Source organism: Limosilactobacillus gastricus DSM 16045, assembly GCF_001434365.1.
In the GTDB taxonomy this organism is placed as follows: Bacteria; Bacillota; Bacilli; order Lactobacillales; family Lactobacillaceae; genus Limosilactobacillus; species Limosilactobacillus gastricus.
The window spans coordinates 1-16,137 of record NZ_AZFN01000030.1; the positions used below are offsets into that span (position 1 = coordinate 1).

Annotated in this window: 13 protein-coding genes; all 13 read right to left on the reverse strand. The window is 41.1% G+C overall.

Translation table 11 applies throughout. The features are described 5' to 3' along the window. Positions 1 to 225 precede the first annotated feature (225 nt). The 13 genes from FC60_RS08475 to secY2 all read right to left on the reverse strand — a co-directional run bounded on the left by FC60_RS08475 (position 226) and on the right by secY2 (position 15,868). Positions 226 to 1,242, reverse strand: a complete 1,017-nt coding sequence (locus FC60_RS08475; RefSeq protein ID WP_056937950.1) for a hypothetical protein — start codon at positions 1,240 to 1,242, stop codon at positions 226 to 228. 164 nt (positions 1,243 to 1,406) lie between these two features. Continuing rightward, entirely contained in the window at positions 1,407 to 2,102 is a 696-nt protein-coding gene (locus FC60_RS08480; RefSeq protein ID WP_007121589.1) for a 2,3-diphosphoglycerate-dependent phosphoglycerate mutase, read from the reverse strand. A gap of 89 nt (positions 2,103 to 2,191) precedes the next feature. Next, on the reverse strand, positions 2,192 to 3,667 hold the full coding sequence (locus tag FC60_RS08485; protein WP_056937951.1) for an SP_1767 family glycosyltransferase: 1,476 nt from the start codon (positions 3,665 to 3,667) through the stop codon (positions 2,192 to 2,194). Positions 3,668 to 3,714: 47 nt separating this feature from the next. Next, entirely contained in the window at positions 3,715 to 4,263 is a 549-nt protein-coding gene (locus FC60_RS08490; protein WP_056937952.1) for a glycosyltransferase, read from the reverse strand. A 12-nt stretch (positions 4,264 to 4,275) separates the two neighbouring features. Further along, positions 4,276 to 5,355 carry a glycosyltransferase gene (locus tag FC60_RS08495; protein ID WP_056937953.1) on the reverse strand — a complete coding sequence of 360 codons (1,080 nt, stop codon included), beginning with the start codon at positions 5,353 to 5,355 and terminating at the stop codon, positions 4,276 to 4,278. 73 nt (positions 5,356 to 5,428) lie between these two features. Beyond that, complete coding sequence (gtfB, locus tag FC60_RS08500) at positions 5,429 to 6,763, reverse strand: accessory Sec system glycosylation chaperone GtfB (RefSeq protein ID WP_056937954.1); 1,335 nt, start codon at positions 6,761 to 6,763, stop codon at positions 5,429 to 5,431. Then, positions 6,756 to 8,270, reverse strand: a complete 1,515-nt coding sequence (gene gtfA / locus FC60_RS08505; RefSeq protein WP_056937955.1) for an accessory Sec system glycosyltransferase GtfA — start codon at positions 8,268 to 8,270, stop codon at positions 6,756 to 6,758. Before gtfA ends, gtfB begins: the two co-directional genes overlap by 8 nt. A gap of 12 nt (positions 8,271 to 8,282) precedes the next feature. After that, a complete protein-coding gene (locus FC60_RS08510) occupies positions 8,283 to 8,495 on the reverse strand; it encodes a hypothetical protein (protein WP_040467725.1) in 213 nt (70 codons plus the stop codon). Continuing rightward, the gene (gene secA2 / locus FC60_RS08515; protein WP_056937956.1) at positions 8,488 to 10,863 is read right to left on the reverse strand and encodes an accessory Sec system translocase SecA2; all 2,376 of its coding nucleotides are present in this window, start codon (positions 10,861 to 10,863) and stop codon (positions 8,488 to 8,490) included. Before secA2 ends, FC60_RS08510 begins: the two co-directional genes overlap by 8 nt. 12 nt (positions 10,864 to 10,875) lie before the next feature. After that, complete coding sequence (asp3, locus tag FC60_RS08520) at positions 10,876 to 11,493, reverse strand: accessory Sec system protein Asp3 (RefSeq protein WP_056937957.1); 618 nt, start codon at positions 11,491 to 11,493, stop codon at positions 10,876 to 10,878. Between the two features lie 15 nt (positions 11,494 to 11,508). Continuing rightward, on the reverse strand, positions 11,509 to 13,065 hold the full coding sequence (asp2, locus tag FC60_RS08525) for an accessory Sec system protein Asp2 (RefSeq protein ID WP_056937958.1): 1,557 nt from the start codon (positions 13,063 to 13,065) through the stop codon (positions 11,509 to 11,511). Next, positions 13,065 to 14,636 (reverse strand): accessory Sec system protein Asp1, encoded by a 1,572-nt coding sequence (gene asp1 / locus FC60_RS08530; protein WP_056937959.1) that lies wholly within the window; start codon positions 14,634 to 14,636, stop codon positions 13,065 to 13,067. The genes asp2 and asp1 overlap by 1 nt, the downstream gene beginning before the upstream one ends. 14 nt (positions 14,637 to 14,650) lie before the next feature. Continuing rightward, on the reverse strand, positions 14,651 to 15,868 hold the full coding sequence (secY2, locus tag FC60_RS08535) for an accessory Sec system protein translocase subunit SecY2 (protein ID WP_235806115.1): 1,218 nt from the start codon (positions 15,866 to 15,868) through the stop codon (positions 14,651 to 14,653). Between the last annotated feature and the right edge of the window lie 269 nt (positions 15,869 to 16,137).

Here is a 16,137-nt window from a genome sequence, read left to right on the forward strand (position 1 = left end):
TATATTCAGTTTTCAAAGATCTACCTTGCTGCAAAAGCAACTATATTATAATATCACAGAGCCAAATAGCTGTCAACAACTTTTGCACTCTTTTTTAAATAACAAGTTAGCATTTGAAGCAACTCATATAATATACCAAGAACTCCAAATGAGGTCAACCATAAATATCAACTTTTTCAAAAAAGAAAAGTCGATCGAATCCATTTAGATTCAATCGACTTTCATTTATTTCTGCTTCCGTTTGAAGGATAGCTTAAAACGTTTTTTATTTTCACTCTTTGGAGCTTGGTAGTCTTCTTTAAAGGCTTGTCCTGCTAAAATTTCTACTGGAGTAAAAGTTTCTTCAAATAAGGTATCCACCTTAATTGTTTTCTTGGAAGTTTCAAAATAAACTGCTGGAATCGTTAATAGGGTTGGTAAGTAAAATAGAATTCCTAAGGCCACTAATACTAAACCAAGGTATAACCAAACATCTGTCGCAGTATATGCACCGTAATAAGCTAACCCACCAAAAATTGCACTCCATACGGCCACTGGGAGGCAACCATACAACAACTCAATCCAAAGGTAGTTAAACTTCAAGCCATACATATAACGCTTACTACCAGTTAATGCATGCCGCATTGATTGACCAACAAAAGCTGGTTGTTTTTCCCGGTATAAAAAGTAACTTTGCGCATATTGAAGTGTTTTCCATAAAGCAACTAATAGAATCAATACGTTCATGGCACCAGAAATGTAGGCGTTAGAACCCCAAATTAAATTGATAATTTCAAATGGTAAGATCCATAAGAAAGTAAACAATTGTTGGTATAAAGAGATTCGTAAAATTTGATTTTTCCGTAAGTGGCGGAAGTGTTTCCAGATCGTCGCAACCGTGACATGGTCACTTTCTTCACGTAATACATCTTGATAACTGTACATAAATGATACCAAAATAAAGGTATACCAATATAGAACAAAAAATGCAGCTACGAAACCAACAACGCTAGGAATTAAGTACATTAAAATGTAAATTGGCGAAATCAAGCCATACATAATGTACATCATATATTGGGTGATAAAAGTGAATACCGTTCCTAAAAATGACAGCCCAATCCCAGCCGTGACAATATATAACAAGCCAAAAATAATAGTGAATAAGGCAGCGGGCCAAACTGCTGACCAGTATTGTTTATTTTTCAATAAAGTCTTTAGTTGACCATAAAAGCCCTTTACTGAAACGTGATTTAAATTACTCATTGACTACTCCTCTTCTGTTTTTTCCATCAATAGCACTATCATACCAAAGACTTGGCAGAATACCAGCGTTTTTGTGAACATCCCACAAATTCTGCTACCAAAATTCATTTTATATACAAAAAACGTGCCACACGGACACGTTTTTTAAGATTAAGTTAAAATGCTTAGTCTACTGGGTACTTATCCTTGCTAAGGACATTTAATTTTTCATCGAAGTCATAAACCACTGGTTCCCCAGTTGCCATTTCAAGGTTCATGATATCTTCATCTGAAATATTTTCAATATACTTACTCAAAGCCCGTAATGAGTTACCGTGGGCAGCAATAATCACGTTCTTGTTGTCCAATAATTTCGGTGCGATTTCATCTTCCCAAAGAGGAATAACCCGTTCTAAGGTAACCTTGAGGTTCTCTCCACCAGGAATAGTCCGGGGGTCAAGATTTGCATAACGACGATCCTTAGCTGCTGATCCTTCATCATCGGCACTCAACAATGGTGGTAAAACATCATATGAACGACGCCAAATATGAACTTGTTCGTCACCATACTTTTCAGCAGCATCCGCTTTATTCTTACCTTGCAAAGCCCCGTAGTGGCGTTCGTTCAAACGCCAAGTCTTAAATTCTGGGATCCACATTTGGTCAGATTCTTCCAAAGCATAGTGTAAAGTCTTGATAGCCCGCTTCAAAACAGAAGTGTAAGCATAGTCAAATTCTAAACCATGTTCCTTGATGGCTTTACCAGCGGCTTTAGCTTGAGCAACCCCTTTTTCACTCAAATCTACGTCTTCCCAACCAGTAAATAAGTTTGCTAAGTTCCATTCACTTTGTCCGTGACGGATTAAAACTAATTTAGCCATTAATCAAATACCTCTTTCTAATTTTGACTAGTTAACAATCTATTTAATTTTATAGCATTTCCCTATAAATTAAAAGTATCTCCACTAATTTAAACTCGATCTTCACCAGATAAATCGGCAACAATTTGGGCACGGTATCCTGGATCATCGGCAAACTCAATACCTTCATCAAGATTGAATTCAGCCGTATGCTTATTAGCTAGTTTTACTTTTGTCTGAGCACCCATCCGATACCATTCATACTCAGAATCCAAGTGGCCAATATCAATCGCCCAAAAACCAGCTTGGGCCAAATCTTCGGCTAACACTTTTGCCGTAGGACCTAACATTAATAAGACTAACCGGTCTTGCGCTTGTTCGCTTACCTTTTCTAGTAGCTCATCATAAATATTAAAGCAGTGGTGAGACGGAGCGATGATTCGCTGAATCGACTTCGCCCCAGTAAATAAATCATTTCCCACTCCCGAGCGAGTGGTTGATCCCTCAACAATCAAGACATCTTGATCTTGCCAAAGTCGCTTTAACTTATCAAAAGCAATTCCCGCCCGTGACTTATCAGCTTGGTCAATGTATGGCCGTGAAATAAAGGTACTCCCATACCAATCAGCCGTACAGCATTCTTTAACCACTCCCAAATCGACGCCTTGCCAAAAATTCCACATATCGGTGGTATACCGATCTGGACGTTCAAAGACGTCCGGCATACAAACCATGAACTGATCATCACTAGTTCGGCCAGCTAACCGCCGTAACCGACGCCCTAATTCCGGAACGTAATATTGGTATGGAATTGAATATCCACGCATCATCAAAAATTCTCCATCTCCAAAGCGAGCAACCGAACAATGATGCTGGAGGATATAATCCAAAGACGCTTCTAAGGGCTTGACCCGCAAATAAACGCCATTTAAACCGGCTGGTTGCACTACTCTTGGTAAATGTGCAAGTTGACGTAAAGCATCTGAGAATTGCTCATAGGTCGTAAAATGATTCGCCAACCCGTGATAAGACAAAACCGGTTTATCAAGCGTTTTAAAATGATCAATAATTTGTTGCTCACCTGATGGGGTAATATCTAAGAAAACATCATTTGCTAAGGCTTGTTCTCTTAATTGATAGCTAATAAATTTCGGCAGCAAGCGAACATTCGTATAATTTTGGAGCCTAGTCAAGCCAAACCACATATCGGTCCATGCCGCAATAGTGAACTTAATTTGTGGATATTCCTGAATTAACCGTTCCAAGTCATCAACCACACCGCTTTGCGTAAAGATCATACATTTAAGTTGGTACTCCGGAGCATCGGCCGCTGGTCTTTGATGAGTGACAATTTCACTCCATTCCAGATTAGCATAGTCCCACCAGAGCTGCCGCCCGCGCCCCATTGAAAATTCATTCCAGGGCTTGTCATCCGTCGTAAAATGCCAAATCACATGGTCAGGTTGACGATCGACATCCGCTAACGGCACTTGATGCAAACTCTGGACATAATCAGCCCCGATTTGATAATTATATTGACCAGCCTCAATCTCCCGAATCCGATCACCAAGCACGGCATTGACCACCGTTTGATCACCATTACGTAGTTCTTCACGGTGATCCCGAGCGTAGGTTAATAATTGTTGGCCACCGTTTGATCACCATTACGTAGTTCTTCACGGTGATCCCGAGCGTAGGTTAATAATTGTTGGCCGAGTTTTTCTTGCCGCCAGCGGTCCGCATTCATCAACATCACGCCAGAGTTAAACTGTTGTTCAATATCAGAAATACGTTCTTTAGCCGCAAGAAGCATATCAGTTGGTTCCAACATCTTAAATAAGGGCGTCAAATCCCCATCAACGATCACATCACTATCAAGGTATAAAACCCTTTGTTCATCCACAAGCTCAGGAATCATGAATTCGGCGTATACCACATTTAAAATCCGTTCAAAAGAACTCGCCGTGCCCGCTAATTCGTTCATATCAACTTTAACGTTATGAATACAGTGATTACTGGTCGCTAACCGCTGATTCAGCTGGGCAAATACTTCCTGGGGAATATCTGGATTTAAGATATAAATATCTACTGCCTGATGATGCCATAAGACAGATTTAACGGTCGTCAAGATTTGATTCAGGTAACCATAATTACCTACCAACGCAATCGCTAGCCGTTTCATTGTTCTTCCTCGCTAATTCCATTCCAATTTAGCAATCATTTCGATCACTGCCCGTTTAATTGGGAAATTCTGCCGAATCAGGTTCCCAATCCGGTGGGTTCGTTCTGCCATTTCATGATATTCTGCTTCAGAAAGCTGATCAATAGCTTCCTTTAACTGACTTAAATCATCTACAACTAAGCCAATCCCGTGTTTTTCAACAAAGGGGGCAATCGCCGCCTGGCGCGCAACGATGAGTGGTTCATCAGCTGCTAAATACATGGACGCCTTATGTGGTGCATTATATCGCTCATATTCGCCAGTTAGTCCGGTCACTCCCGGATAAGAATCAGACGACCAAACCAAGCCAAAAGAACCAGTCAACACCTGGGGAATTGCTTCGTGATCGTAACTACCCTGAAATTTAATGTTCTGACGTTGTTGATCAGACAGGTCAGCCGCATCGGTTTGACCGTAAATATTAAATTTCAAATCCGTCGATAGTGCTTTGATGAACTGGGCTTTAACCAAGTTCCCCGCATAATCAATTTCACGATTAAAAGGATGTTGCCAATCGTACTGATTACGTACCGTTTGAAAACCAAATAAGTCTAAAATGACAAAATACGGTTGATGTTCCAGACCATGGGCGCGAAAATCTTGTTCTAAACGCTCCTGCATCGGCTTTGAATGCACAATGATGCCATCACTTTGATTTAAGTTTGCTAAAACATTTTGGAGCCGTTGTTCATTAAAATTAATGGGGTGACGCCAAGAATCAAGATCATGAATCACCGTCACAATCCGGCCCCCTAAACCTTTAATTCGATCATAAAGGTGTTGAACATATTCATCAGAAGTATAGCTTAACGGCCATTGGATAAAGAAGATATCATCACGTTTGGCCCCGCCTAACAAGCCATCAAAGCGACGACCAAAATAGTCTTCGGGTTCTTCAGGCCAATTGTAAACGTAGGTATACAATTTATTGGCATCTAATACCTCTTTAATACCGTTCGCCACATCAAAGCGCGCTTTCCCACTTGCGCCTTCGTTCCAATAGGGATAGCCACTTTCCAAAGAGGCATTTGGCTCCGTCACCCAGTAATTCATGTCTTTACCTCACTGTTCCTGTACTAATTAATTGGGTAATGTGATCATGCACAACTACCAAAGTTAAACCCGCTTATCCGATCACTTGCTTATAATGTGCGACTGTCTCTTCTCCTGCATGTCGCCACTGCGCTTGTAATTGATCTTCCAAGGCATTGCCATCCTCTAAGACTGTATTTATCAAGTGAACTAAATCTTCTACTTGGTCCGGTTGATAGATATGCTCTGGTGAGGTAAAGCGACGGTTATGAACCGTTTGGTCAAAACCTGCAATCAGCATATTATTTTCAAAAGCAGTCCGACTAGCATCTAAAATCTCATTTCCATGATTGATATCAAGGTATAGATCAGCCTCTTGAACCAGTCGATCCACATCCGTTTGCAAAATTTGTGGATATAAATTGACATTATCATATTGATCAAAGCTCAGGAGTTTCGTTGACATTTCCGTTAAGGCTCCCACATTAAAGGTCACTTGTGGCAGGGTTTTAACCAAGGCTTCTAATTGTTCCATTTGATCGGAATTAGTGAAGGTAACTGCCGTTGGCCGCTGTTGGTTTTGACGCCGGAAAGGATAAATGAAGCCAAGATAGGTCACCTGGTCGCGCTGATCAGCCGGCAAAAGTTCCATCAGCCGATCATAAGCTGATCGATGTTGAACGACAATCTTAGTATTCGGTTCCGCCTTCGTTAATAAATAGGTCATATTTCCTGGAACCGAATCCGTAATGGGCTCTTGCCAAAATAAAATATTATCGTGCGTCGACTGGGCCATACTTTCGGTAACCTGGAAGCCATCCGCGAGGGTATTGTACATGATCCGATCCACCGCTAATCCGGAATGCTCCAGATAGTACTTCACCATTTCAGTTCGATTTTTAAAAAGCGAGAAATCACCTTGATGATTGTGATTATAAATAATGTCACCTGTAAAGTGATTCTCAACTAGGACTTCAAATCCATCCGGTGTAAGGTAAGTAGTCATCGCATAATGACCGTCAGCATCTAAGGTAGTGATGGCGAATTTCCATCCCCATTGATTATAGCGGTCGATTACCGTCGTCCTTCCCTGCCGATCGAACCATTCAACAGTCTTCACTTGCCGCTCATTATCGGTGCGATGATAAGTGATGCGCCCCCGCTGAACCCCTTTATCCATGACCTTCCCTTCTTGAGCATTGGCTTCAATCTCCCAAAAACGTGGTAGGTCAATTTGATTAAAGAAGCGGGGACGACCTTCAAATTTAGCTCCCGCATGCTTAAAGAAATACATTAAGGGGGAAACAACATCATCTGGCAAATATCCATCATCGTTAATGACCACCGTTTCCTGACGATGATCACTCATCAACATGGCAATATGGAGGTCACGACTCTCGGTTGTATAGTTGTCAAATAGATTAATCATGTGCACTTACCTCTGTTAGTAATTGTAGCCACCGCTGCCCAATCCGTTCCGTCAAATATTCACCTGCAATTTCATATGAGCGCTCATGGAAACGATCGAAATTAGGCTCTTGAAACAGTTTGATCAAGGCATCGCCCAGTTGGTCAATGGAAACTTGGGCGCTTTGATTAAGGGTGTAAGGGATCAAAATCCCATTTTGATTATTATCAATGAAGGTTTGATTACCATAGCGAACATCAAACCCAACCATAGCTAGCCCAGAGCCAACGGCTTCCATCAAGGTCAAACCAAAGCCCTCACTCGTGGAGGCAGCCACGTAGACATCATAATCACGATACTGATCCGTCATGTCCTGGTGTCCTTTCAAGGAAACATAATCGCCACTATTAGTTTGGTCAATGGCCTTTTGAATATTGCTTTGTTCGCCACCCGTCCCATATATGTCTAAGGTGATTTCAGGGAAGACAGCATGGGCTTTGGCAACTGCCCGGACAATCCAATCAACATGTTTTTCCGATGCTAACCGAGATGCCGTCACTAAACTATATGGTCGGCGTCCACTGGCTGTCGGCGTTTTTAATTCCGGTAAATTACCCACTGGGATTGTATAAATTTTAGGATGGACTTGGTTATACTTCGTAAATTGCGCTTGCAGTAACTGGTTTTGGGCATCCGTAGCGGTAACATAAAAATCAATATCTTGATAGTGCTGGAATTCATATTCATAATAATTGTTCCACAAAATCGTATTGTCATTGGTATTCGGCTCACTAAAATGATCTGCATGAACAATTGTTCCGACCTTTGCGGACCCCTTGTTTTCCAAAATTTGTTGCGCTTGCCCTGTCGCCCGGTCAATTAAAACGACATCCTCAGCCGATAAATGTAAAGATCGCATAAAATGGGAAATTAACTCTGCCTTAGAATCAATGATTTGATCCTTAAATTTAAACATGGAAGCTTGTCCTGGATTGACAATTTCATCATATGCGATTGAACCATCAACATTATAAAAACGCCGCAGGTACAAACGCGCCGCATTATCTTTAGGCGCGTAGTATTCCGTCATATAACGTCCATAACTATAAAAATCTTTCCGAATCAAATTATTACCCGATACATATTCGACTCGATCAACAATCTGATCTGAATCCCGCTTAAAATAAGCCGTGGCCCAAGTTCCATCATTAAAATAAAATTTTTGGGTGTTCGCAGATTGCTTTTGTTCCACTGGCGCTTTGCGAAATGCCTTTAACAAATCTTCTACGGTAAAGGTGGTTGGCGCCGTTTTAAAGTCGGTGAAGTAGGTATACAACCAGATAACTTGATCATCTTGAAAGCCCATCTGAGCTGTAAAATGTTCAATGTTTTCGTTGGAAATAAAATCCGTAAAAACAAATTTGGCATCAACGCCAATTCGTTGGAAAACCTGGCTCCGGTATAACTGTGCATACTCAACCCCACTGCTGGCCCAACCGATTCCTTGATTAATATCGTAAACCGTCATCTCTTTCTCCCTTTACTTCCAGATAATTTGGACTAGTGACATAATCAGCCCAATCACCATGACAAAAATCATCAAAATATACATGAAAGGAGCAATAATCCGTCGTCGCTTTTTCTTTTTATCCGGTTCTTTAAATTCATACCGTACCTTATCGAGGCGCTCCATTGCATCATTCGTTAACGGATCCCCATCATCATGGGTTCCTAAGCTTGATCTCTTAGACATAATAGATATCCTTTTTCCCTTTTTTATCGGTTATGATGGTGCTTAACAATAAATATCTGAGGACCATATGACGAATTTCCTTTTTCATCTGTCGATAAGCTCGTTCGGCTTCCTTATGATATTCAAAGGTTGGTTGCCGTTGGGCAAATTGGCGCGCGACCACAATTTGGCGTAATTGTTCTAGTCCATCGACCTCATCAATCCAACATTCATCAATTGCCTTTAATAAGGATAACCGAATAAACCGATCTTGTTCTTCTTCGGTGGCAAATTCTTGCTTTTTTGCAGCCATCTCTTCATCAGCTAATTGCATTAAGAAATCGACAACCTGCTTGCGATTAGCCAAGTCAATTCCCTGTGGAGCATCGAAATACTGATAAGTAATGTTATCTAAAATATACCGATCTAATTGATCCATCGTCAACGGCTGATGTTCAGTAAAAAATAAATTAAATTCATCGCGAAAAAGTTGTTCGGGATCAAAATCAACTTGACCCTCACCAAAAATAATGTCATTCCGTTGTTGGTAAACTAACTCCCGTTGAATTTGAGAACTAGCATCCATCTCTAAGGACTGGGCCCGTTGTTGAGCTCCCGAGGCATCACTATCTTCTTGCGCATAGTTAATAACCCGGCGGAATTTCCCGCGACGTAAACGCTTGGGCGCATTCATGCTTCGCTTACTTTCATGACGATCATAATAGCGATGAACCCAATGGGCTCCATATTTAATCACAACCTCGTCTTCTAAGGAGATGAAAAATTTACTGGATCCTGGATCGCCTTGACGACCAGCCCGACCACGTAGTTGCTGGTCGATCCGCTTACTAGCCATTTTTTCAGTACCAATCACCGCCAGGCCACCTAGTTCTTTAACGCCCGGACCTAATTTAATATCAGTTCCTCGCCCCTCCATATTGGTGGCGACGGTCACTGCCCCTAATTGGCCCGCTTCTTTAATGATCATCGCTTCTTTCGCCGCGTTTCGCGCATTTAACACGCTGTGTGGAATGTGCTCCCGGAGTAATAATTCAGAATAAATTTCCGAAAGTTCTACGGTTGCCGTCACTAGCAAGATGGGCCGGCCAAGAGCGTGAATTTGTTTAACCTCTTCTAAGGAAGCTTGTAGTTTTTCAGGAAGGGTTGTATAGATTTGATCCGGATAGTCTTTACGAATCACGGGTTTGCGAGTTGGAATTTGAATTACCTTCATAAAGTAAGATTCAATAAATTCTTGATTAGCCACTTTCCCGGTTCCTGTCATCCCCGATAGTTTTTTAAACATCCGAAAGAGGTTTTGATAGGTAATTGTGGCCATTGCTCGCGTATCATCGGTAACGTCTACTTGTTCCTTCATTTCAATTGCTTGGTGCTGACCCGCTTGCAACTTCATCCCTTGCATGACCCGACCATTTCCCTTATCCATAAGAGAAACTTCATTATCTTGATTAATAACGTAATCTTCATCTTTTTCAAAGAGAAAATGGGCCTTCAAGGCTAATTCAATGGAACGAACTTGATCTTTATGGTGACCATCAAACAAATCGTCAATTTGCATAAAGTTTTCGATCTTATCGATCCCTTGATTAGTTAACCAGACATTATCTTCTTCTTCGTCCATTTCGTAATCAACATCACGAATGAGGGTATAGATAATTTCATCCGCAACCCCGATAAAAGTCGACGAAACCCGGGGAGCACCAGAAATAACTAAAGGCGTCACCGCTGAATCTAGCAAAACTGCATCCGCCTCATCCACGATCGCATAATTAAAGGGACGCATATATTTATGTTCCTCGTCAGAGGCTAAATTATCGATCAAATAGTCAAAACCAATCGTCCCATTGGTCGTGTAAATAACGTCACTATTGTAAACAGCCCGTTTTTGAGCCGGTTTCCATTCTTTATCACTAGTTTTTGGGAAACCCACGGCAACCGTGAGGCCAAGCCATTGGTAGACCACGCCCATTTCTTCGCCATCCCGCCGGGCCAGGTATTCATTAGGCGTTATTAGCATCGCCCCTTCTCCTGATAAGGCATTCAAATAGATCGGCAAGGTAGCCGTTAAGGTCTTCCCCTCACCGGTTTTCATTTCCGCAACGGCTCCCTGATGAAGCGGAATCGCCCCCATCACCTGCACATCAAACGGAAACATCCCTAATAGCCGCTTATCAGCTTCTCGAACTGTGGCAAAGGCTTCTGGCAACAGGTCATCTAAGGTCTCACCTTTAGCCAATCGCGCTTTAAACTTTCGTGTTTGGTCCTTTAATTGACCATCAGTCATTGCGGCCATTTGATCTGCATAGGAATTAACTTGTTTTAAAATCCGACGAATTCGCGACAATTCAAAACGATCAATAATTGACACTTTGCCACCTCCTTACAGTGCTTGATTAATGATGGACCGTTGCTTAGCTTCTTGTTCGATGAGTTCTTGATGGTGCGCTTGGCAATATTGATCCGTTAACAGGTAAGCATCTTCTGCTAGATCTGTAACATCAACTACATCAATCCGCTCAAAGGTTAGTTCGGTACAGCCACCACTGATTAATTCTAAGGTATAATTATAAGCTTTTTCCTGATAAGTCACTTCTCCTTCCATCCCATTAATCATCTGATTTTTAATGAGTTTACCTTGAAAATCATAGGTAATCATCCGCAGATAGATAGTGGTCGGATCATCGATATCAGCATGTAATCTTAATTGGTAGCGATGCCCTGGGGTTAACAATGGTAACCGCGGGAAGGCTCGCCCAATCGGGTAAGCAAATAATAAGTCCCACTTATAAATCACTTCCCCAGCTGGTAACAAATCATTTCGAAAATACCATTGATCCTTAGCAAGACGCCGGATAGTTGATCCGAACCAATAGGCATGCCCTGATGAATCCAAGGTCGTATCGGAATATAAATAACCCGTTTGGGAAATATAACGCAGATCTCCAGCAATCCCAGACCAGAAAAGATTACTGATATTATCCCAATAAATTGATTGCATCCCTAATCCTCCTGGTTAAAAATCTTCCCTTAAAATCGTGCGATATTGTTGCTTAAACCAGCTAGTTAATTGTGCACTCATATCTCCGTGATGTCCGGGATAACTTTTCGAAATCACGTGAACGCGTTGATGACTTTGCCTAATATGACGCATTAAATCTCGAAACGCCGTCGTATCATAATCATCTTGCTCCATATAGCCAACCGCAAACTGTGTCTTAGTTAAATCCGCGTGATCAATCACATCCCAAAATTTTTGATTCATTGCCTTTGCTTTGGTCATCCCATCATGTTGCGGGTCTTGATCAGGGCCATTCGCTTGTAAGACATCTAGCGAAGTTGGAAAACCACCAAAACGTTGACGTCCTTCATTAAGGGCAATGTTACCGATACTAGCGAGCGGTTTCGACAGAATAATGGCATGAGCGCCTAATTGGGCTCCGTAATACATAGCACCAAAAGTTCCCATCGACATTCCAGAAGTAATTACCTGGGAGTGATCAAAACCTAACCAATCTAGTTTTTCGTATATTTTTTGAATAATACGTTCTTCTAATTCTTCCGATCCAACATAAAACCCCCCACCTTCAACCCGAGGGTCGGCGATCAACATAAATGGTTTTTTGAAGGACCGCATCATATAAAATCCTTCAAACCCCTCTGCCATTCGATAACCCGAAAAATAAATATTTAGGGGCGGCGTTAAATCACCTGGATTAAAGTAAACATCAATCTCTTGGCGGTTAGCATCAACAATCCGTTCGCCACCAGGGAAGAATTCTCCTAACCCTAACCGTGACCAACGATAGTGAAGCGGTCCGACTTTGATTTTACCGCGTCCCTTAATATATAGGGTCGCACTCATTTGACTCTGTCCTGGAATTCCTGAAATCCTAACGCTTTGTTTTAGCTCATCTTCACTAAAAACCGTAACCGGATGGTCTTCATAACCTACATTCTGTCGAATACCAAGTTTGACTTCAATCCCGGCATCCTTCTCATATTCTGGCCAATATTCCAAGGTACGATGGGGGTCCACATACATATTCCAACGCCAGGTAAACATCGGTACAAACTGGTCACCAAAATCATCTTCGATTTCAACGCCAGTACCTCCTTGGTAGTTGATCCTGCCATGATAAGTCGGTGCGACTTCAATCGCGTTCGTATATAACTTGATACCAGTCTGCCCGCCATATAACCGTTCCGTTAGCCACTCTAACATTTCTGCGACACTCTTACCGGTTAATTTGGTCACTAATTTGCTTGTAATGAAATATTGGGCGGCTGGGCTTAATTTTTGCTCAAAAAGCTCCGGAATCGCGAACACCCGGTAGGCATCAAGGTTTTTCTGTAAAATTACCAAATCTTCATCAGTGGGCATCGCCAGTAGTAAGGCTCCCCCATTAAAACCGCGATAAAGCAATTCTTTTTTTGCTTTATTTTCTGCCTTCAGACGCCGATCAAGTTGACCAACTGTTCCCGGTGCTGCCCACAACCAGCGTACATTATCATCGTCACTTGGGGCTTGGCTGGTTTGGTCATGGTGACTAATTAATACAAAATTATCCATTATTCTCCTGCTTTCGTTAGCCAATCATTAACAATTTTGCCACTCGTGTATTGACCAATCTTTTCTACCGCATAGACCAGCGCCTCATTCCAATTTTTCAGACCATCTAAATAGAAATGGAGGGCGGCGGTTAAATCAAACTCATCGTTTAAAATCAAACCGTTCTTACCACTAACCACATAACTGGTTTTTACAGTATTAATTTGCGGAATCCCAGCTGAAATGGCCGCAATTTGTAAATAACTATTGGGCCGCGGTGCAAGATCAATTACGACTCGAATTGGATCAATCACTTCCATCAAGTGCGGTTCTGAAGAGATTCCCACAAAATCAACATACCGGACTTGCTTTCGTTCGACCTTTAGATCTTCATCCAGGTCATCGTCATCATCCAAGTCGTTTTCTCCTCGATCCTCTTCTTTAACATCAAATTGATAGTCGTATTCCCATTCATGGTTTTTAACTAAATATTCAATCGCACTTTTCACCATGGCGTAACGATCATCTTGAATCGTACAGACAATTAGATCAATCAGTTCATTTTGCTCCATGAATTGAAAGATTTTAATTAAATTAGTATAGAGTTCCTGATCATTGATTTGATCGGCCAATAGCAAGATCTTATAGTGTTCATCCTGCATACTTGTCCCTAAATTTAAACGTGAATCAAAAGGGGGCGTGACGATCACTCGATCGAGGCCTAATTGATTAAGTTGATCTTTTTGAAAATCCGCATTCACGACTAATAGATTGGCTTGGCTGGCTTGTGAAACCTCGTCATTCGTAATATTTTGATTTCGATTTTCAAAAAAGGACATGATTAGTTTGGCTTTAGAGCAATTATTAATTACGATTTGATTATGTTGCTCGTTGGAAGCAAATACCACTAGATCATCGGCTTGTAATTGATGGTCGGCAAATTCACCTAAGCCTTCATTGAGCATCGCCTCTAAGTTTTGATACACCGACTTTTTCATTGGTAATGCTTCTGGTGACATTACCATGACGGTTTGATCAGCTAGCAAGCGAAAGGCTACCGCCCCATTGACCATCAAAAAATCATGATGAGTTAATTGACCATGTTGATAATATTCAATGCTTGATAAAAATCCCCGATCATCAAAAATTAAATTTTTTTGAAGTTCACCATCGCGAAATCTTTCAACCGCAATAATATTGCCTTCAATCCCATAGTGAATCACTGCATACTTTTGATTTCCTTGATAAACATAGGTTCCTTGTCCCGAATGGACAAATTCGCAATCCAGCGGCCAATCCCACTCGCGATAGTTAATTTCAATAGTGGGTAAATTATCTGGAATCCCTTGCATTTGATCAAAGAAATTTAAGCTTTCCACCTTCATCAAATCTTGTCGATGAAAAAGGTGGCGTAAACTTGGAAAATAACTCAATGTCACTATCGTTGCTGGCATTTGGGATCGTTCAAACATCCGAACTTGATTAATGGTGTCATCAAACTCCATTACGTGATAACCCCATTGAAATTCTTGGCTAGGACTCCCCCATTGGTGAGGATGATCCCCATACCAAGATGGAATAAAATAATTCATAAATTTCCCTCACTCTATAAAATCGAATCGTATTTACCATGGACCAAAATGACATCAATTTGATCTAACATCAGAATAGCAAAGGAGGCTGCCATCATGACATTGCCGGGGAACATCATTAGGGTTTCATATTGCGGACGATCAATCGCAAAAATCAATGGTAGCCCGGCAATAAGAGTAATGAAAATTCCACCAATGATCGAAAAGCGAACAATCACCCCACGAAGATAGTGAGCTGTGGCACGTCCAGGACGAAAGCCCGGAATATAATCACCTGATTTTTGATAATCTTCAGCCAACTGTTCTGGATCCATATTCATTAAAGCAAAGGCAATTGAAAAGAGAAATAGAATAATAATATAAGTAATGACCCCAGCCGTCTTGGATAAAACCAAATTATCATTCCACCAAGCAAAAGTTGCATTGTGTGGATAAGCCTGCGCTAGATAACGAAAGAGGTACTGGGGAAGCGATAAAATCGCCATCGCAAACATTACTGGCATCCCACCAGCTGGTGATAATTTAACTGGTAAATATGATTTGTCTACAAACTGATTATTAATCCCTAAACGAATCACCGGGATCCGGTATTCTGCTCGGTCCATCAAAAGAGTTATTGAAATAATCACAACTACAAGAATAACTAAACCAATAATAACAATGATCCACGTTTCCAGGCCTCCCGTAATCAGGCGGCGAGAATTGTAAACAGTCCTTAGCAAGGACACCATGACATTTGCCATAATAATCATCATCGGTCCGCCTAAGCCTAGTTTGGCATTCATATTACATAGCCACATGATCATCATAGCTCCGGCAACCATTACCAAAATAACTTGCCATTCTGTTTCCCAGCCGGGCCTAGTTAATTTAAAATTCCGTACTGAAACATATGCTTGGGCCAAAGCAATTAAAATCGTAATGATCATCTGGATCCGATCATTATATTTGGATGGTAAGCGATTCAAGCCTAAGACCTTACTTTGCATCGCAAAAGCCGCCACAATTAAACCGATCATCATCGGCCCAATCCCCAAAGCAAAAATGGAATAGTTTGACATTCCTGATCCACTAATAACGGCCCGAATTGGTTCACTAACAACTGAACGAATATGTGATTGGTATTTTACCAATGGTAACGGTATTTCCTGACCAAAAATGTAAATTAGTAAAATCCAACATGACCATAACATTCGTTTGATTAACGGATGCTTATTCATTTCTAAAGACACCATCGTTCTCCTGTCTATTCAAATAATATCTTGTATATATCCGATAATATAATTAACTTTTATAATACACGTCTTAGGCCTAAAATTGTAGCTATTTCCCTTTAAAAACTTAACTTTAGAGTCTTTCATTATAAAAACACCCCATCAAATTGGATGAGGTGTTTTTTAGCAATAATTCTTAAATTATAGCTAACCAGACTAGGTCTGAATGTATCTAGATTTAAATCTAACGATTAATCCTTCTTCTTGAAGTTCTTAAATCCAGCTAG

Bases quoted from the DNA above. Each gene is read 5' to 3' on its own strand.
- FC60_RS08510 (WP_040467725.1), bottom strand. From the start codon at position 8,495: ATGTCTAAGAGATCAAGCTTAGGAACCCATGATGATGGGGATCCGTTA.
- asp3 (WP_056937957.1), bottom strand. From the start codon at position 11,493: ATGCAATCAATTTATTGGGATAATATCAGTAATCTTTTCTGGTCTGGG.
- gtfB (WP_056937954.1), bottom strand. From the start codon at position 6,763: ATGATTAATCTATTTGACAACTATACAACCGAGAGTCGTGACCTCCAT.
- gtfA (WP_056937955.1), bottom strand. From the start codon at position 8,270: ATGACGGTTTACGATATTAATCAAGGAATCGGTTGGGCCAGCAGTGGG.
- FC60_RS08480 (WP_007121589.1), bottom strand. From the start codon at position 2,102: ATGGCTAAATTAGTTTTAATCCGTCACGGACAAAGTGAATGGAACTTA.
- FC60_RS08475 (WP_056937950.1), bottom strand. From the start codon at position 1,242: ATGAGTAATTTAAATCACGTTTCAGTAAAGGGCTTTTATGGTCAACTA.
- asp2 (WP_056937958.1), bottom strand. From the start codon at position 13,065: ATGGATAATTTTGTATTAATTAGTCACCATGACCAAACCAGCCAAGCC.
- FC60_RS08495 (WP_056937953.1), bottom strand. From the start codon at position 5,355: ATGAATTACTGGGTGACGGAGCCAAATGCCTCTTTGGAAAGTGGCTAT.
- asp1 (WP_056937959.1), bottom strand. From the start codon at position 14,636: ATGAATTATTTTATTCCATCTTGGTATGGGGATCATCCTCACCAATGG.
- FC60_RS08490 (WP_056937952.1), bottom strand. From the start codon at position 4,263: ATGAAACGGCTAGCGATTGCGTTGGTAGGTAATTATGGTTACCTGAAT.